At 66.6% G+C, this 17,548-nt stretch carries 17 protein-coding genes and 1 pseudogene; 6 read left to right on the top strand and 12 right to left on the bottom strand.

What is annotated here, in order from left to right:
• Window positions 1–65 precede the first annotated feature (65 nt).
• Complete coding sequence (locus tag AWC06_RS09320; protein ID WP_085196668.1) at window positions 66–1,214, bottom strand: acyl-CoA dehydrogenase family protein; 1,149 nt, start codon at window positions 1,212–1,214, stop codon at window positions 66–68.
• Entirely contained in the window at window positions 1,211–2,704 is a 1,494-nt protein-coding gene (locus tag AWC06_RS09315) for a carotenoid oxygenase family protein (protein ID WP_211281937.1), read from the bottom strand. Before AWC06_RS09315 ends, AWC06_RS09320 begins: the two co-directional genes overlap by 4 nt.
• 23 nt (window positions 2,705–2,727) lie before the next feature.
• On the opposite strand from AWC06_RS09315, the gene AWC06_RS23800 reads away from it, so the two are divergent.
• On the top strand, window positions 2,728–3,474 hold the full coding sequence (locus AWC06_RS23800; RefSeq protein ID WP_085196666.1) for a FadR/GntR family transcriptional regulator: 747 nt from the start codon (window positions 2,728–2,730) through the stop codon (window positions 3,472–3,474).
• Here AWC06_RS23800 and zwf read toward each other — a convergent pair.
• The 8 genes from zwf to AWC06_RS09270 all read right to left on the bottom strand — a co-directional run bounded on the left by zwf (window position 3,471) and on the right by AWC06_RS09270 (window position 11,250).
• Window positions 3,471–4,934, bottom strand: coding sequence for a glucose-6-phosphate dehydrogenase (gene zwf, locus AWC06_RS09305; RefSeq protein ID WP_085196664.1), 1,464 nt, complete (start codon window positions 4,932–4,934; stop codon window positions 3,471–3,473). The genes AWC06_RS23800 and zwf overlap by 4 nt on opposite strands.
• Window positions 4,935–5,013: 79 nt before the next feature.
• Window positions 5,014–5,361, bottom strand: coding sequence for a metal-sulfur cluster assembly factor (locus AWC06_RS09300; protein ID WP_085196662.1), 348 nt, complete (start codon window positions 5,359–5,361; stop codon window positions 5,014–5,016).
• Window positions 5,336–5,824 carry a Fe-S cluster assembly sulfur transfer protein SufU gene (sufU, locus tag AWC06_RS09295; RefSeq protein ID WP_139819988.1) on the bottom strand — a complete coding sequence of 163 codons (489 nt, stop codon included), beginning with the start codon at window positions 5,822–5,824 and terminating at the stop codon, window positions 5,336–5,338. The genes AWC06_RS09300 and sufU overlap by 26 nt, the downstream gene beginning before the upstream one ends.
• Complete coding sequence (locus tag AWC06_RS09290) at window positions 5,821–7,071, bottom strand: cysteine desulfurase (RefSeq protein WP_211281939.1); 1,251 nt, start codon at window positions 7,069–7,071, stop codon at window positions 5,821–5,823. Before AWC06_RS09290 ends, sufU begins: the two co-directional genes overlap by 4 nt.
• The gene (sufC, locus tag AWC06_RS09285) at window positions 7,068–7,844 is read right to left on the bottom strand and encodes a Fe-S cluster assembly ATPase SufC (RefSeq protein WP_085196658.1); all 777 of its coding nucleotides are present in this window, start codon (window positions 7,842–7,844) and stop codon (window positions 7,068–7,070) included. The genes AWC06_RS09290 and sufC overlap by 4 nt, the downstream gene beginning before the upstream one ends.
• Window positions 7,841–9,016, bottom strand: a complete 1,176-nt coding sequence (gene sufD, locus AWC06_RS09280) for a Fe-S cluster assembly protein SufD (protein ID WP_085196656.1) — start codon at window positions 9,014–9,016, stop codon at window positions 7,841–7,843. Before sufD ends, sufC begins: the two co-directional genes overlap by 4 nt.
• Window positions 9,016–10,461, bottom strand: a complete 1,446-nt coding sequence (gene sufB, locus AWC06_RS09275; RefSeq protein ID WP_085196654.1) for a Fe-S cluster assembly protein SufB — start codon at window positions 10,459–10,461, stop codon at window positions 9,016–9,018. Before sufB ends, sufD begins: the two co-directional genes overlap by 1 nt.
• Window positions 10,462–11,250, bottom strand: a complete 789-nt coding sequence (locus AWC06_RS09270) for a helix-turn-helix transcriptional regulator (RefSeq protein ID WP_139819991.1) — start codon at window positions 11,248–11,250, stop codon at window positions 10,462–10,464. It lies immediately after the preceding gene.
• A 113-nt stretch (window positions 11,251–11,363) separates the two neighbouring features.
• On the opposite strand from AWC06_RS09270, the gene mptB reads away from it, so the two are divergent.
• The 4 genes from mptB (at window position 11,364) to AWC06_RS09250 (ending at window position 15,859) form a co-directional block, all read left to right on the top strand.
• Window positions 11,364–13,079 carry a polyprenol phosphomannose-dependent alpha 1,6 mannosyltransferase MptB gene (gene mptB, locus AWC06_RS09265; protein ID WP_085196650.1) on the top strand — a complete coding sequence of 572 codons (1,716 nt, stop codon included), beginning with the start codon at window positions 11,364–11,366 and terminating at the stop codon, window positions 13,077–13,079.
• Window positions 13,080–13,105: 26 nt separating this feature from the next.
• Entirely contained in the window at window positions 13,106–14,008 is a 903-nt protein-coding gene (locus tag AWC06_RS09260; protein ID WP_085196725.1) for an ABC transporter ATP-binding protein, read from the top strand.
• On the top strand, window positions 14,005–14,781 hold the full coding sequence (locus tag AWC06_RS09255; RefSeq protein ID WP_085196648.1) for an ABC transporter permease: 777 nt from the start codon (window positions 14,005–14,007) through the stop codon (window positions 14,779–14,781). The genes AWC06_RS09260 and AWC06_RS09255 overlap by 4 nt, the downstream gene beginning before the upstream one ends.
• Window positions 14,782–14,929: 148 nt before the next feature.
• Window positions 14,930–15,859 carry a COX15/CtaA family protein gene (locus AWC06_RS09250; RefSeq protein ID WP_211281938.1) on the top strand — a complete coding sequence of 310 codons (930 nt, stop codon included), beginning with the start codon at window positions 14,930–14,932 and terminating at the stop codon, window positions 15,857–15,859.
• Here AWC06_RS09250 and AWC06_RS09245 read toward each other — a convergent pair.
• Window positions 15,809–16,456: a hypothetical protein gene (locus AWC06_RS09245; protein ID WP_085196646.1), complete on the bottom strand. Its 648-nt coding sequence runs from the start codon at window positions 16,454–16,456 to the stop codon at window positions 15,809–15,811. The genes AWC06_RS09250 and AWC06_RS09245 overlap by 51 nt on opposite strands.
• Before the next feature lie 31 nt (window positions 16,457–16,487).
• Between AWC06_RS09245 and AWC06_RS09240 the strand changes: the two genes are divergently transcribed.
• Window positions 16,488–17,468, top strand: a complete 981-nt coding sequence (locus tag AWC06_RS09240) for a quinone oxidoreductase family protein (protein WP_085196645.1) — start codon at window positions 16,488–16,490, stop codon at window positions 17,466–17,468.
• Window positions 17,469–17,477: 9 nt separating this feature from the next.
• Here AWC06_RS09240 and AWC06_RS22960 read toward each other — a convergent pair.
• Window positions 17,478–17,548, bottom strand: a pseudogene (locus tag AWC06_RS22960) (WXG100 family type VII secretion target); the annotation flags it as partial.

The following is a 17,548-nucleotide window of genomic DNA, read 5'->3' as shown; positions in this document are numbered from 1 at the left end:
GACAGACGCCACGGCTGTGATCGGCGCGGAATCACGACCCACGCGTCTGTTTCGCGGCCGGCCGATCAGTATGAGCGCGGCAGCCCCAGGCTGTGCTGGGCGACGTGGTTGAGCACCATCTCGCGGGTGATCGGCACGGTCTTGAACAGCCGGACGAACTCGTACATGTTGGCCAGCGCGACCTCGCGGGTGAAGCCACTGCCGCCGTGCACCTCGATGGCTTGGTCGACACAGCGAGTGGCGGCGTCGGCGGCCAGGAATTTCGCCATGTTGCTGCGCTCGCCGGCATCGACCCCGGCGTCGTAGTCCGCGGCGGCCTGCCGCGTCATCAGCCGGGCGGCCTCGAGCGCAATCTTGGCTTCTGCCAACGGATGTGCCACACCCTGGTGTGCACCGATCGGCACCGCCCACACTCGACGATCGCGCGCGTAGCTCACCGCTTTGTCGAGCGCGTATCGGCTGACGCCGTTGCAGATCGCGGCGATGATCACCCGCTCGGGGTTCATGCCGTCGAATGCCACGCGTAGTCCGTTGCCCTCGCCGCCGACGAGCCGATCCGCGGGCACGGCGACGTTGTCGAAGAACACCGTGAACGACTTGTCGGTGATCTCGAATGTCATGGGGATGCGGTGCATTTCGATGCCCGGCGTGTCCCGGTCAACCAGGAACAGCGATAGCTGCCCGCGGCCCTCTGCGTCGCTGCCGGTGCGGGTGACGACGAGCAAGGCGTCGGCTTGGTCGGCGGCGGTGATGAAGGTCTTCTGCCCGTTGAGGTGGTACTTGTCGCCGTCGCGGCGCGCGGTGGTGGCCAGCCGGTGAGTGTTGGAGCCGGCGTCGGGCTCGGTTATCGCGAACGCGATCTTGACATTTCCCGCCGCCATCGGCGCCAACCACTGTTGTTTCTGCTCGTGGGTGGCGTGACGGGCCAGCAGGCTGCCGACGATGCCGGGTGAGATCATCAGCATGATCTGCGGGCAGCCCGCCGCGGCGGCCTCCTCGGCGACGATGTTCATCGCGCTCAATCCCATTCCGCCGCCGCCGTATTCCTCGGGCAGGTTCACCCCGACGAATCCGCCGGCTGCCAGGGCATCCCACAACTCGGTGGGATGCTGCAGGGTTTCGCTGCACCGGGTGAAGTATTCGTTTCCGAAGCCGGCGACGATTCCGTGCACCGAGGCGCGTAGCTCGGCCTCTTCGGTCGCGGTGAGCATCAACGGAAGTCCATCCAGTGCCCGTGCGGGGTGAATCCCAGCAGGAACGGGATCTCGATGCGGCATATCGGACCGGCGGTGATGTCGTCGGTGTCGAAAATGACGTATTCGCCCAGGTTTTCGATCCACCGCGACACCGGAACCATCAGGTAGCCGTCACCTTCGGGCGCATCGGGGCGGCGCGGCACGAACGTCGGTTCCATTACCAGCGCCGGGCGCTCATGCCGCAGCCGGTACTGCTGCTCGTCGCCCGTTGTCAGGTCGCGCACCACCAGGCTGTGCATGCGCATGCCGCTGCCCTTGGGGTCGCCGCCGATCAGATAACCCCATCGCTGGCGGCGGCCGTAGAACCGCTCGTCGACCTTGGGCAGCTCGCGCGGCTGGTCGTCCAGCAGCTCGGATTTCACGCTGCCGCTGTCCAGGTCCACCGTCCAGCGGCCGAGCGTGCTGCGGGCCAGGTTGAAGAACAGCGCGACGTCCTCGCCCTCGAACTTGTCGATGTCCAGCGGAAACGGCGGCCGCTCGAAAATCGGGGCATCCAGGGTAAGCATGTGACCGTCAACATCGGCAGCCAGCGTGTGCATCGCATACTGTGGCTCGATTTCGGCAGTGATCCAACGAATCTCGCCATGCTCGACGTCGTCGCGCGGCACCAGCGCCAACATGGTCGGTAACTCGGGGGCCCAGCTGTGTACCGGCAGCCCCCGCTCGATCCGGTCGGGGTCGAACACGAAACCCTGAAACGGCAACACCATCCACTCGGGGGTGAGCCACATGTCGTGCACCTCCGAGGAGTACGGCGCGTCCCACAGCTCGCGGGAGGCCACCGTGCCGTCGCGGCGCACCACGTGCACGGTGACATAAGGCTTGCGGTTGCTGTAGGCCCAGCCGTACAGGGTGCCGCTTGCGCTGTCCCACTTCGGGTGCGCGGTGAACGCCGCATCGCCGTAGCCGGCCTGCTCGAAGATCCCGCGGGACAATCGCGGCGACCACGGCACTATTCCACGGGTTTCCAGCGAGACGGGATCCAGAGCCACCGGCGGACTGCCTTGTTCGCCCGACGCGAGGATCTCGCCCGCGAATGGAAAACAGTTGATGTTGTTGGTGCCCTGCGGAATTCCGCGGGTGAATTCGTCACGCACCGCGGCGCCGAAACCGATGTTGCGCCAGTCGGTCCAGTCGCCGTCGGACCAACAGAACATGGCGCGCCGATGCTGTTCCTCCAGAAGGTATTTGGGGGTGCGCACCCAGCGGTTGCGGAAGTCGGCGCGGCCGTTGTCGAAGATCAGGCCCTGCACCATGCCATCCATTGCGAGTAGGCCGTTGGCGCCCTGGCGGGTCGGGCGTTTGAACGTCGGCCCAACGCGATAGAAGCCGCCGGATAGCTCTTTGGGGATTTCGCCGAACGTCGTGACGCAGTCGTCGACGGTCGCCTCGAACCGCATCGGCCGGAACGCTCCGGTGAGCACCGCGGTGTTCGGGACATTCACCATGCCAACTTAGTATACTAAGTGCCGTGACGGTGGCAAGACCTTCCCGGCCTGCCCGGGCTCCCGACGTCGTGGCCGCCACCCTGCGCCGGCGGATTCTTTCGGGTGAACTGGCGCCGGGTGATTCACTGCCCACCGAAGGCGAGCTGATCAGCCAACTCGGCGTGAGCCGGGAAACCGTCCGGTTGGCGCTGCGGCTCCTGGACGCCGAGGGGCTCACCGCGACCAGCCAAGGGCGCAGCGGCGTGCGCATCCGGCATCCCGAACCCCAGCGCATCGCCCGCTCACTGGTGCAGTTGCTGACGCTGACCGGCGCCACCTGGGGTGACCTGCTGGCGTTCCGGAAGATGCTCGAACCCGCCGCCGCGGCCGATGTCGCCGAACGGGCCACCGGCCAACAACGAGCCAGCATCGCCGACGTCGCCGCGCGCGGCATCGCCCCGGACGGCACCGGCTATCACGAATTCCACGAACTGCTCGTCCAGGCCAGCGGCAACCCGCTGTTGACCACCGTGTTGGCCGCGGTCGAACAGGCCGTTCGCTGGGCGGCGGCAGAACAGGACATCACGCAGTACGACCGTGAAGAAGCCGCCAGATCGCATCGGGCGATTGCCGCGGCCATCACCGCGAAAGACCCACAACAAGCGGAACGCAGAACGCGCCAGCATCTCGACGCCGCGCTGCGCCACGTCGAAGCGTCCGGGCTGCGCGATGCCCCGATGATCCCGCCGTCGCGTTGGCGCGGCGATGACGCTGACTTGCCGTGGCGCTAGTTCTTGCCGCGCCAAACCCGTTCGAACGGCAGCCGCCAGGCCCGCGGCGCGATCAGTTGATGGATCGCGTTGGGCCCCCACGAGTCGAGGTCGTAGCTGCGCACCGGCGGCGGATCGTCGAGCAACGGCGCCGAGACCTCCCAGAGCCGCTCGACGCCGTCGGCCGTGGTGTACAGGGTCCGGTCGCCGCGCATCGCGTCCAGAATGAGACGTTCATAGGCTTCGAGAACGTCGCCGGCACGGCCGGTCTCCTCCATCGCGAACTGCAGGCTCAGCTTGTCCAGCTTCATTCCCGGCCCGGGCCGCTTGCCGTAGAACGACAGTGACATCTTTGCCACGTCCGCGAGGTCGAACGTGAGGTGATCCGGACCTTGTTGTCCCACACCGGATCCGGGTGGAAACATGCTTTTCGGTGGCTCGTTGAACGCGATCGAGATGATTCGTTGCCCCTCGGCTAGGCCCTTGCCGGTGCGCAGATAGAACGGGACGCCCGCCCACCGCCAGTTGTCGATCTCGCATTTGAGCGCGACGAACGTCTCGGTATCCGAGTCGGGCGAGACCCCGGGCTCGTCGCGGTAGCCCTTGTACTGACCGCGCACCACCTGACTGGGATCAAGTGGCCGCATCGAGCGGAATACCTTGTTCTTCTCGTCCGTGATCGCTTGTGGGGCAAGCTCGGTGGGCGGTTCCATCGCGACGAACGCCAGAATCTGGAACAAGTGCGTGACCACCATGTCGCGGAACGCGCCGACAGACTCGTAGAACTGCGCGCGACCCTCGAGTGTGAGCTTCTCCGGCACGTCGATCTGGATGTGGTCGATGAAGTTCCGGTTCCAGATCGGCTCGAACAACCCGTTGGCAAACCGGAACGCCAGGATGTTCTGCGCCGGTTCCTTGCCGAGGAAGTGATCGATGCGGAAGATCCGCTCTTCGTCGAACCGGCTGTGAATCGCGTCGTTCAATTCCCGCGCGCTGTCCAGGTCGAGACCAAACGGCTTCTCCATGATCACCCGGGAATGCTGAACCAGATTCGCCTCGCTCAGCTTCTCCAGCACCGGCATCACCGCCTTCGGCGGCACGCTCAGGTAATGCAGCAACCGGGCGTCGCCCCCGAGCGCCTCGACTTGCTCGTGCACGGCTGCGGCGAGCGCTTCGGAGCTCGAGCTAGCGCTTTGGGAAACGTAGGTCAGCTTGGCGGTGAACTGATCCAACAGCTCGTCGGAAACATCGCGGCTGGAGAATTCGTGGCACGCCTTGTGCGCCAGCTTGCGGAATGCGTCGGTGTCGAGATCATCCAGCGAAGTGCCGACGATGCGCATTTCGGGGCACATGTTGGAGCAAGACAGGTGGAATAGACCGGGCAGCAGCTTGCGACGGGCCAAATCACCGGTGGCACCGAACAACACGACGACATGCGGTTCCGCGCCCGGCCGCTTGTCCTTGGATCCCTCGGCGTTCATCCCTGGGCCCCCTCGCGCTGCTCGGGATAGGTGTCAACCGCGATGGTAGTCATGCCCGCCGGGGCGCGAGCGGAAACAGTCAGACGGTGAAACCGAGGGCGCGCAGCTGGTCGCGGCCGTCGTCGGTGATCTTGTCGGGGCCCCACGGCGGATTCCACACCCAGTTGATGCGCAACTCGTCGACCAGGCCCGTACCGATCAGCGCGCTGCGCGACTGGTCCTCGATGACGTCGGTCAGCGGGCAAGCCGGCGAGGTCAGCGTCATGTCGATCAGCGCGACGGTGCCCTCGTCGCCTTCCTCCAGGTTCAGGCCGTAGACCAGTCCCAGGTCGACGACGTTGATGCCCAGTTCGGGGTCGACGACGTCGCGCATCGCCTCCTCGATGTCGGCGAGCAATTCGTTATCCGGTGCAGCGGTTTCGCTCATCATCCAACTCCGTTGATTGCGCGCTGGCCTGCGCCAGCGCATCTTTGAAAGCCATCCAGCCGAGCAGCGCGCATTTGACCCGGGCGGGATATTTGGCCACGCCGGCGAACGCGATGCCGTCGCCCAGGACCTCCTCGTCACCGGCCACGGTTCCCCGCGAAGACACCATCTCGGTGAACGCGGTGACGATCTTGATCGCCTGCCCGACGCTTTGTCCGATCACCTGCTCGGTGAGCACCGACGTGGCTGCCTGGCTGATCGAACAGCCCAGTCCGTCGTAGGAGACGTCGGCGATGTGCTCACCGTCGTCAGACAACGCCACCCGCAGCGTGACCTCGTCGCCGCATATCGGGTTGACGTGGTAGACCTGCGCGCCGAACGGCTCGCGCAACCCTCGGTTCTGCGGGTGTTTGTAGTGATCGAGGATCACGTCCTGATAGATCTGCTCGAGGCGCACGATCACGCTCTCCCGAAGAAGTCCAGCGCGCGTCGCACGCCCCCGACCAGACGATCCACCTCGTCGAGCGTGTTGTACACCGTGAACGACGCCCGGGCGGTGGCGGCCAGCCCGAATCGGCGGTGCAGCGGCAAGGCGCAGTGGTGTCCGACCCGTACCGCCACGCCGTCGTCGTCCAGCACTTGGCCGACGTCGTGCGCGTGTACGCCCTCGACGACGAACGAGACGGGCGAGCCGCGATCTTGCATCGATGTGGGCCCGATGATCCGCACGCCGTCGATGCCGGACAGCCCCTCGATGGTCGCCGCCACCAGTTCACGTTCGTGGGCGTCGATGGCGTCCATGCCGATCGCTTGCAGATAGCGTGCGGCCGCCGCTAATCCGACGACTTGAGAGGTCATCGGGGTTCCGGCCTCAAACCGTTGCGGCGGCGGTGCATAGGTGGAGACCTCCATGGCCACATCCTCGATCATCGAGCCGCCGGTCAAAAATGGCGGCATCGCCTCGAGAAGCTCTCGGCGGCCGTACAACACACCGATCCCGTTGGGTCCCAGCATTTTATGCCCGGAGAACGCGGCGAAGTCGACGTCGAGCGCGTGAAAGTCGACCGACTGGTGCGGCACCGATTGGCAGGCGTCCAGTACGGTCAGCGCGCCGACCGCTTTCGCCCGGTCAACCAGCTCCGCAACCGGGCCAACTGCGCCGGTGACATTCGAATGATGGCTGAACGCAATGACTTTGACGTGCTCGTCGAGCTGCAGTGAATCCAGGTCGATGTGCCCGTCGTCGGTTACGGAATACCAGCGCAGCGTCGCGCCGCTGCGCCGGGCCAGCTCCTGCCAGGGCACCAGGTTGGCGTGATGCTCGAGCTCGGTGGTGACGATGACGTCGCCCGGGCCGACGGCGCACTTCTCGAAGCGGTTGTCCCCCAGCACATAGGACACCAGGTTGAGTGCCTCGGTGGCGTTCTTGGTGAACACCAGCTCCTCAGTGTCGGCGCCGACGAATGCGGCGATGTCGGCGCGGCCCAGCTCATAGGCGTCGGTGGCCTCCTCCATCAGCTGATGCGCGCCACGATGCACCGCGCCGTTGGAGGTGACCAGAAACTCGCGCTCGGCGTCGAGCACCTGCACCGGCCGCTGCGACGTCGCACCGGAATCCAAGTACGCCAGCTGTTTTCCACCTCGCATCACGCGCTTGAGGATCGGGAAGTCGGCGCGGATCGCAGCAACGTCAAGGGGGGCCACAGTCAGGCCCCCGTTGCCGCCGTCTGGGTGAAACGCACGTACCCGTTCTGGTCGAGTTCATCGGCAAGTTCCGGACCGCCAGATTCGACGATCCGCCCACCGATGAACACGTGCACGAATTCCGGATGGATGTAGCGCAGGATCCGGGTGTAGTGGGTGATCAACAGGATGCCGCCGTGGACTTCCTCGGCGTAGCGGTTGACCCCTTCGCTGACCACACGCAGCGCGTCGACGTCCAGGCCGGAGTCGGTTTCGTCGAGGATTGCGATCTTGGGTTTCAGCAGCCCCAGCTGCAGGATCTCGTGGCGCTTCTTCTCTCCGCCAGAAAAGCCTTCGTTGACGCTGCGTTCGGCGAAAGCCTGGTCGATGTCGAGGGAATCCATGGCGGACTTGACCTCTTTGACCCAGTGCCGCAGTTTGGGCGCCTCACCGCGCACCGCGGTCGCCGCGCTGCGTAGGAAGTTCGACATCGAGACGCCCGGCACCTCGACGGGATATTGCATGGCGAGAAACAGTCCGGCCCTGGCGCGTTCGTCGACGCTCATGTCCAGGACGTTCGCGCCGTCCAGTGTGATCGACCCGGAGGTCACTCGGTACTTGGGGTGACCGGCGATCGCGTAGGACAGCGTGGATTTGCCTGAGCCGTTGGGTCCCATCACGGCATGCGTCTCGCCGGAGCGCACGATCAGGTTGACGCCGTTGAGGATGGGAATCTCACGATCCCCATCCGACACGTCCTCGACGCTTACGTGCAGGTCTTTGATTTCCAGAGTGGTCATGAGGCTGTCGTCTTTTCCGTGATGGCCAGTTCGTGCTCGATGGCTGTGGTCAAACGTTCCCGCACCTCGGGGATGGCGATCTTGGCGATGATCTCGCCGAAGAAGCCGCGCACCACCAGCCGGCGGGCCTGCTCCTCGGGGATGCCGCGGGAACGCAGGTAGAACAGTTGCTCGTCGTCGAATCGTCCGGTGGCGCTGGCGTGACCGGCGCCGACGATCTCGCCGGTCTCGATCTCGAGGTTGGGCACCGAGTCGGCGCGTGCGCCGTCGGTGAGCACCAGGTTGCGGTTCACCTCGAAGGTGTCGGTGCCCGTGGCATTTGCACGGATCAGCACGTCGCCGACCCACACGGTGTGCGCGTCGGGAAGCTTCGACTCCGGATCCCCTTGCAGCGCACCCTTGTAGAGCACGTTGGATTTGCACTCGGGATGAGCATGGTCGATCAGCAGCCGCGACTCCAGGTGCTGCCCGTCGTCGGCGAAGTACAACCCTAGCAGTTCGGCATCACCGCCGGGACCGTCGAATCGCACTCTGCCGGTGAGCCGCACCAGCTCGCCGCCGAGGGTGACGGCGACGTGGCGCATCACGGCGTCCTTGCCCAGCGCGGCGTGGTGCATGCTGACGTGCACGACGTCGTCGGCCCAGTCGGCGACCCACACCACCGTGAGTCGCGCGGCGTCGCCGAGGACGAATTCGACGTTGTCGGCGTATGTTCCGCTGCCGCGCTGGTCGACGACGACGACGGCCTCCGCGAGCTCTTCGACCCGGATTTGCAGGTGCCCGTAGGCGGTTGCGCCCTCCCCCGGGCCTTCGATGACGATGTCGACCGGCTCGGCGGTGTTCACCGTCACCACCGTCGCAGAGTTGAACGAAGAAAACGCTTGCGCAGCAACCCGGTCAACCGGAATGCCGCCCTCGCCGAGCCGCTCGTCGCCTCGTCGCACAGTCTCGACCCGCACACCGGGCCGCTCGCTGACAGTGATCTTGGCGGTGCCGGTGGCCGGCGCCGAGCCGTCGTGCAGGCCACGCAAGCGTCGCAGCGGGGTGAACCGCCAGATCTCGTCCCGATGGCCGGGAACCTCGAAGGCGTCGACGTCGAACGAGGCGAAGACCTCGCCCTTGTTGACTGCGGCTAGGGCCGAACCCTCAACCGCTTCGGTCAGATTCGTCACTAGCCGACCGCGCCTTCCATCTGCAGCTCGATCAGCCGGTTGAGTTCCAGGGCGTATTCCATGGGCAGCTCTTTGGCGATCGGCTCCACGAAACCGCGCACCACCATCGCCATCGCCTCGTCTTCGGTCAGCCCGCGGCTCATCAGATAGAACAGCTGGTTCTCGCTGACCTTGGACACGGTGGCCTCGTGGCCCATCGTGACGTCGTCCTCGCGGATGTCGACATACGGGTAGGTGTCGCTGCGGCTGACGGTATCGACCAGCAGCGCATCGCATTTCACGCTGGAGCGCGAACCGTGTGCGCCCTTGTTCACCTGGACCAGGCCGCGGTAGGACGCGCGGCCGCCGCCGCGGGCCACCGACTTGGACACGATGTTGCTCGACGTGTTGGGCGCCAGGTGCAGCATCTTGGCGCCGGTGTCCTGGTGCTGGCCCTCGCCGGCGAACGCCACCGAGAGCACCTCGCCCTTGGCGTGCTCGCCGGTCATCCAGACCGCCGGGTACTTCATCGTCACCTTCGAGCCGATGTTGCCGTCGATCCACTCCATGGTGGCGCCCGCCTCGGCGCGGGCCCGCTTGGTGACCAGGTTGTAGACGTTGCCCGACCAGTTCTGGATCGTGGTGTAACGGCAACGGCCGCCCGGCTTTACGATGATCTCCACCACCGCCGAGTGCAGTGAATCCGACTTGTAAATCGGAGCAGTACAGCCCTCGACGTAGTGCACGTAAGCGCCCTCGTCGACGATGATCAGCGTGCGCTCGAACTGGCCCATGTTCTCCGTATTGATCCGGAAGTAGGCCTGCAGCGGGATGTCCACGTGCACACCGGGTGGAACGTAAATAAACGAGCCGCCAGACCAGACCGCGGTGTTCAGCGCCGAGAACTTGTTGTCGCCCGCCGGGATAACCGTGCCGAAGTACTCCTTGAAGATCTCCGGGTGCTCCCGCAGACCCGTGTCGGTGTCCAGGAAGATGACTCCTTGCTTTTCAAGGTCTTCCCGGATCTGGTGGTAAACCACCTCGGACTCGTACTGAGCGGCTACCCCTGCGACCAGACGCTGCTTCTCGGCTTCGGGGATACCCAGCTTGTCATACGTGTTCCGAATGTCCTCGGGCAAATCATCCCACGTGGCGGCCTGCTTCTCGGTGGACCGCACGAAGTACTTGATGTTCTCGAAGTCGATGCCCTCGAGGTTGGAGCCCCACTTCGGAATCGGCTTGCGCTCGAAGATGCGCAGCGCCTTGAGCCGGTTCTCGAGCATCCACTCCGGCTCGTTCTTCTTGGCCGAGATGTCGCGCACCACCGCCTCGGACAGGCCACGCTGGGCGCTGGCGCCGGCGACATCGGAGTCGGCCCAGCCGTAGCCGTACCGGCCCAGCGAGGCGATGGCCTCTTCCTGGGAGAGCGGTTCACCAATCTGGCGAACCTCGGGCGTGGTCGTCATTTACGACGCTCCTTGCTTGCTCGTGGTGGCTTCGACGCGGGCTGTGCGCCGAAGGGTTAGTGGCTTGTCCGGGCTGAGCGGGACATGTGTCGTGCACGCGCAGTCACCGTTGACGATCGTCGCCAACCTTTGCACGTGCGTCCCAAGCACCTCGGCCATGGCCTGCTGCTCGGTTTCACACAACTCGGGGAACTCCTCGGCGACGTGCGACACCGGGCAGTGGTGCTGGCAGATCTGCACGCCGTGGATCGGACCGTCGACCCGCGTGGTGGTGGCGACGTATCCGGCCTTGCTCAACGCGCCGGCAACCCGCTCGGCGGCGGCTTCGACCTCGGCGTCCGCAGCAGATTCCGGTGCCTCGACACCGGACAAAATCGCGTCGATACGCTGCCGGGCGAACTTGCGGACCGCGTCCTCACCGCCGATCTCCCGCAGTTGACGCATTGCCGCGGACGCCAGGTCGTCGTAACTGTGGCCCAGCTTGGCACGCCCCGCCGCAGTCAGCCGATACCGTTTGGCCGGGCGTCCCCGCCCCGCCTGCTGCCACGCGGCTGCGGGAACAGACTCCGCCTCCCCCGCCTCGATCAGCGCATCCAGGTGGCGCCGCACCCCTGCAGCGGACAGCCCCAGCTGGTCGCCGATCTGCCCGGCGGTGATCGACCCGGATTCCAGCAGCAGCCGCACGACGGCGCTGCGAGTATGGCCGTCGTGCGTCAAAGCCGCGGCCGATGCCGCCTCTGACGGGATTTTCACAACACCAGTGTGACGCAATTCCGGCGACCGGTCCAGCTGATCCTCGCCGGGCGGCGGCTGGGTCCCATGGCGGCGACCCGTCCCCCGCAAGCGGAGGTGCCCCCAGCGCCCGGCTCCGCCGCGCTTGCGATCGCCGCTACGCTGCTCTGATGGCGGTTCGCCACCACACGCTGAGTTCGTCGATCGCCCGCTGGCATGGGGACGAGCCCACCGTCGGGTCGCCGCTGAACGACAGCGAGTTGACCGCGGTGCGCCGCACCCGGCTGTTCGGCGCCACCGGGACGGTGCTGATGGCGATCGGCGCGTTGGGAGCCGGGGCTCGGCCTGTGGTGCAGGATCCGTCGTTCGGCGTCCGGCTGCTCAACCTGCCGTCGAGGATCCAGACGGTGTCGCTGACGATGACCACGACCGGCGCGGTGATGATGGCGCTGGCCTGGCTGATGCTGGGCCGGTTCGCGCTCGGCGACCGGCGCATGTCACGCGGCGAACTGGACCGCACGCTGCTGCTGTGGACGCTGCCATTGCTGGTGGCCCCGCCGATGTACAGCAAGGACGTCTACTCCTATCTGGCGCAAAGTCAGATCTGCCGGGATGGGCTCGACCCCTACCGGGTCGGCCCGGCGCCGGGACTGGGCCTCGGCCACGTGTTCACCCTGTCGGTGCCCAGCCTGTGGCGGGAGACCCCGGCGCCCTACGGTCCGCTGTTCTTATGGGTCGGGCGCGGAATTTCGGCATTGACCGGGGAAAACATCGTCGCCGCGGTGCTGTGCCACCGGGTGGTGGTGCTGATCGGGGTGGGGCTGATCGTGTGGGCGATCCCACGGCTGGCCCGGCGTTGCGGCGTCGCCGAGGTCAGCGCGCTGTGGCTGGGCGCGGCCAACCCGCTGCTGATCATGCATCTGGTAGCCGGCATCCACAACGAGGCGCTGATGCTCGGCCTGATGCTCACCGGCACCGAATTCGCGCTGCGCGGCGTGGACGCGGCGGGCCCGCTTGTTCCCGCCTGGACGTGGCCCCGCGGCTGGACACAATGGCGGAAGTGGGCACCGCTGGGCATGCTGCTGGCGGGCGCCGTTCTGATCACGCTGTCCTCGCAGGTCAAGCTGCCATCGCTGCTGGCGTTGGGGTTCGTCGCGATGGCGCTGGCCTGGCGCTGGGGTGGCGATCTGCGGGCCCTCTTGCTTTCCGGTGGGCTGATGGTCGGTTTGGCCCTCGGGGTGATGGCCGCCGTCGGCTGGGCCAGCCGGCTCGGCTTCGGCTGGATCTTCACCCTGGGCACCGCCAACGTGGTGCGCAGCTGGATGTCGCCGCCGACGCTGATTGCGCTCGGCACCGGCCAGGTCGGCATCCTGTTGGGTCTCGGCGATCACACCACCGCGGTGTTGTCGCTGACCCGTGGCATCGGCGTGTTGATCATCGCGGCAATGGTCTGCTGGCTGCTGCTGGCGGTGTTTCGCGGCAGGCTGCATCCGGTCGGGGGCCTCGGCGTCGCGCTGGGCGTCACGGTGCTGCTGTTTCCCGTGGTCCAGCCGTGGTATCTGCTGTGGGCCATCATCCCGTTGGCCGCGTGGGCGACCCGGCCGAGCTTCCGGATCGCCGCTATCGGCGTGACGATCGTCGTCGGCGTCTTCGGCCCGACCGCCAACGGTGACCGTTTCGCGCTGTTTCAGATCGTCGACGCCACCGTGGCCAGCACCATCATCGTGGCGATGCTCATCGCTGCGACCTACACCCGCTTGCCGTGGCGCCAATTGCGCAGCGAAGGCGCCGAACTGCTGCACGACGCGATAACAACTGATTTGATGCCGGCCACCGAGACCCGTCAGGCCACCCCGCTACCTGGCGCTTACGCTGAATCCCCGTGAGCCCGGACCCCGATATCCCCGTGCGGATGCGCGGGGTGTGCAAGCAGTACGGGACCACGAAAGCGGTCGCCAATCTCGATCTCGATGTGCATGCCGCCGAGGTGTTCGCGCTGCTGGGCCCCAACGGCGCCGGCAAGACGACGACGGTCGAGATGTGCGAGGGCTTCATTCGCCCGGACGGCGGCACCATCGAAGTGCTCGGGCTGGACCCGATCGCCGACAACGCGCGGCTGCGGGAGCGCATCGGGGTGATGCTGCAGGGCGGCGGAGGTTATCCGGCGGCCCGCGCCGGCGAGATGCTCAACCTGGTGGCCGCCTACGCCGCCGACCCGCTGGATCCGCAGTGGCTGTTGACCACACTGGGTCTCACCGACGCCGCTCGCACCACCTACCGGCGGCTCTCCGGCGGTCAGCAGCAGCGGCTGGCGTTGGCTTGTGCCCTGGTCGGGCGTCCCGAGCTGGTGTTTCTCGACGAGCCCACGGCAGGCATGGACGCACACGCCCGGCTCTTGGTGTGGGAGCTGATCGACGCGCTGCGCCGCGACGGCGTGACGGTGGTGCTGACCACCCATCAGCTCAAGGAAGCCGAGGAACTCGCCGACCGGCTGGTGATCATCGACCACGGCGTGACGGTGGCCGCCGGCACGCCGGCGGAGCTGATGCGCAGCGGCGCCAAGGACCAGCTTCGGTTCAGCGCGCCGCCGCGACTTGACCTGTCGCTGCTGACGGCGGCCCTGCCGGAGGATTATCGGGCCACCGAGGTGGCGCCCGGCGAGTACCTGGTCGAAGGGCCGGTGGACCCGCAGGTGCTGGCGACGGTGACGGCGTGGTGTGCCCAAATCGACGTGCTGGCCACCGACATGCGCGTCGAGCAGCGCAGCCTGGAAGACGTGTTTTTGGATCTGACCGGCCGGGAGTTGCGCTCATGAGCGAATCGGTGTTTCCCGCAGGGACTTTCACTCCTAACCCGCGGCCTAACGCAGTGCCGCGGATGCTGGCCGCACAGTTCACGCTGGAGCTCAAGCTGCTGCTGCGCAACGGTGAGCAACTGCTGCTGACCATGTTCATCCCGATCACGCTGCTGGTCGGCTTGACGCTGCTGCCGCTCGGCTCGTTCGGCGACAACCGCGCCGCAACCTTTGTCCCGGTGATCATGGCGTTGGCGGTGATCTCCACCGCGTTCACCGGCCAGGCCATCGCGGTCGCGTTCGATCGCCGTTACGGCGCGCTCAAACGGCTGGGCGCCACCGCGTTGCCGGTGTGGGGCATCATCGCCGGCAAGTCGCTGGCGGTGGTGGCCGTGGTGTTCCTGCAGGCGATCGTCTTGGGCGCCATTGGTTTTGGGCTGGGCTGGCGCCCGGCTGTGGCCGGTTTGGCGTTGGGTGCGCTGATCATCGCGCTGGGCACCGCGGGGTTCGCCGCGCTGGGCCTGCTGCTGGGCGGCACGCTGCGCGCCGAGATCGTGCTGGCCGTCGCCAACCTGCTGTGGTTTGTCTTCGCCGGATTCGGCGCGCTGACCCTGGACACCCAGGCGGTTCCGACCGCGGTCAAGTGGGCCGCGCGGCTCACCCCGTCGGGCGCGCTGACCGAGGCGCTGTCGCAGGCGATGAGCGTCTCGGTCGACTGGTTCGGCGTCGCCGTGCTGGCTGTCTGGGGCGCGCTGGGTGCGCTGGGTGCGCTGCGCTGGTTCCGCTTCACCTGATGTGCCGAGTGCGCGGTTTCATACGCGAAACGCCGGGCGAGGCGTATGGAGTTGCACAATCGGCCCTACTACGTCGTGTAGTTCCTATTCGCCTACCATCGGGTCCGTGACCACCACGGCCTTGCCTGTCGGACGGTGGGTGCTGCGGCTGGTGGACCTGCTGCCCACACCCAGTCTTCGCGCCCAGCGCGTCATCGCCGCGGCCGTGATTCTGACGCAGGGCGGCATCGCCGTCACTGGTGCGGTCGTCCGCGTCACAGCATCAGGCCTGGGATGTCCGACCTGGCCGCAGTGCTTTCCGGGCAGCTTCACCCCGATAGCGGTCGCCGAGGTGCCCCGTATCCACCAAGCCGTCGAATTCACCAACCGGATGTTCACATTCGGGGTGGTGACCGCCGCGGTGTTGGCAGTCTTAGCCGTTACAAGGGCCCGCCGGCGGGCGGAAGTACTGGGCTACGCCTGGTTGATGCCCGCCTCGACGGTCCTGCAGGCGGTGATCGGCGGCATCACCGTGCTGACCGGCCTGCTGTGGTGGACGGTGGCCATTCATCTGCTCGCGTCAATGACGATGGTGTGGCTGGCGGTGCTGCTCTACGTCAAGATCGGCGAGCCCGACGACGGCCGCGTCGTGCAGCGAGTGGTCAAACCGCTACGGGGGCTTACCCTGCTCAGCGCGATGACATTGGCCGCGGTACTGGTGACCGGCACCCTCGTGACCGGCGCCGGCCCGCACGCCGGTGACACCAGCCCGTTGCGGACGGTGCCGCGGCTGAAGATCGAGATCACCACGCTGGTGCACGTGCACTCGTCGCTGCTGGTGGCCTATCTCGCCCTGCTGGTCGGGCTGGGCTTTGGGCTGCTGGCGGTGCACGCGCCCGGGCCGGTGCTGCTGCGGCTGGGCGTTGTGCTGGCCGCGGTATGCGGTCAGGCCGCCGTCGGCACCGTGCAGTTCTTTACCGGGGTACCCGCAGCGTTGGTGGCGCTGCATGTCGCCGGCGCGGCGGTGTGTACGGCGGCCACCGCCGCGTTATGGGCGTCGATGCGAGAGCGGACCCAGCCCGAGCCGATCCAGCGCTGACTCGACAGACAGCGCGAACTGCCGCTGCGCGTCGTCGCGCGTGGCTTCGTCGAGCCTTTCCCAACCAAGCGACGGCCCAATCAGATCCAGCTTCACCAATCGGGCGTCGTCGGTGACGTCGGCTCGGGCGTAGAGCAGCTCGTCGGCTCCCACGCCGACTCGCTCGGCGGCCGCCTGTAATGCGGCCTGCCCGAGGTCCCACAGTTCGAAGTCGGCGTCGACCGCCCGCTGCGAACTGAACGCGTGTGACTGCACGCCGCCGAAAAAGACCAGCGCCGTCTGGCTTTGGGCCCTCGGTGCCGTCGGCACACCGGCATGCCGGATGTCGCGCAAGTAGTGGTTGTCCATGTTCCAGGCGACGACGTCGGGTGCGTTGAGCAGGTTGCGCACCCGCCTGGTCCACGCAACAAACGCTTTGCGGTCGTCAGGCGCCGCGCGCAGAATCACCAGATCGGCCCGCAGCGTGTCGGGGTGGTCCCACGCCATCGAGTGGCCGTGCAGTCCCCGCTTGCGCAGTGCGGCAATCAGGCCGGCGTCGTCGCCGGGCCCGGCCAGCACGATGCGCGGATGAAAGATATCGGGCCGGGCCAACTTCATGCGGACTCCACACTTGCGGATGATAGTTGGCATGCACGCGATCGAAGTCGCCGAAACCGGCGGGCCAGAAGTCCTACGTTATGTCGACAAGCCGCAGCCCTCCCTTGCCGCCGGAGAGGTGCTGATCAAGGCCGAAGCCATCGGCGTCAACTTCCTCGACACCTATTTCCGGTCCGGGCAATACCCGCGCGAAGTCCCGTTCGTGCTCGGCAATGAAGTCGCGGGCAGGGTGGTCGCGGTCGGCGACGGAGTGACGATGCTGGCGGTCGACGACCGGGTGGTGACCGCTGCCGCTGCATCGGGTGCCTATGCCGAATTCTGCACTGCTCCAGCCGAATTGGTCGCACAACTGCCATCGGAAGTGGATTTCGACGTGGCTGCCTCGGCGCTGCTGAAGGGGATGACCGCCCACTACTTGCTCAAGTCGGTGTACCCCGCGCAGCCCGGCGATGCCGTGTTGGTCCATGCCGGGGCAGGCGGAGTGGGCCTGATTTTGACCCAGTGGGCCACCGACTTGGGCGTTCGGGTGATCACGACCGTGTCGACACCGGCCAAGGCCGAGTTGTCCCGGCAAGCCGGTGCCACCGAGGTGTTGGACTATCCCGGCGACGATCCCGACGAGTTCGGCAGGCGGATACGCGAATTGACCGATGGCGCCGGCGTCGCCGCGGTGTACGACGGGGTCGGGGCCAGCACCTTCGACGCGAGCTTGGCTAGCCTGGCCATCCGCGGAACATTGGCGCTGTTCGGCGCGGCCAGCGGACCGGTCCCGCCCGTCGACCCACAGCGGCTCAACGCCGCCGGCTCGGTTTACCTCACCCGGCCGACGCTGGTCCACTTCACCCGCACCGCGCAGGAATTCGCTTGGCGTTCAGGGGAATTGTTCGACGCGATCGCTGCCGGTTCGATCAGCGTGACCGTAAGCGAGCGCTACCCGCTGAGCGATGCCGCCCAAGCACACCGTGACCTGCACGCCCGTCGAACGGTCGGTTCAATCGTTCTGGTGCCGTAGCGGTTGCGGTCAGCCGCCCCATTTGGCGGCTTCGGCTTGGTCGCGGGCCAGCATCGAGGTGGTGTTGGTCTCATGGGTGC

It is taken from the genome of Mycobacterium fragae (assembly GCF_002102185.1).
Lineage (GTDB): Bacteria > Actinomycetota > Actinomycetes > Mycobacteriales > Mycobacteriaceae > Mycobacterium > Mycobacterium fragae.
The sequence above is the reverse complement of the archived record's forward strand: the minus strand, read 5'-3'. Positions and strand labels throughout refer to the sequence as shown.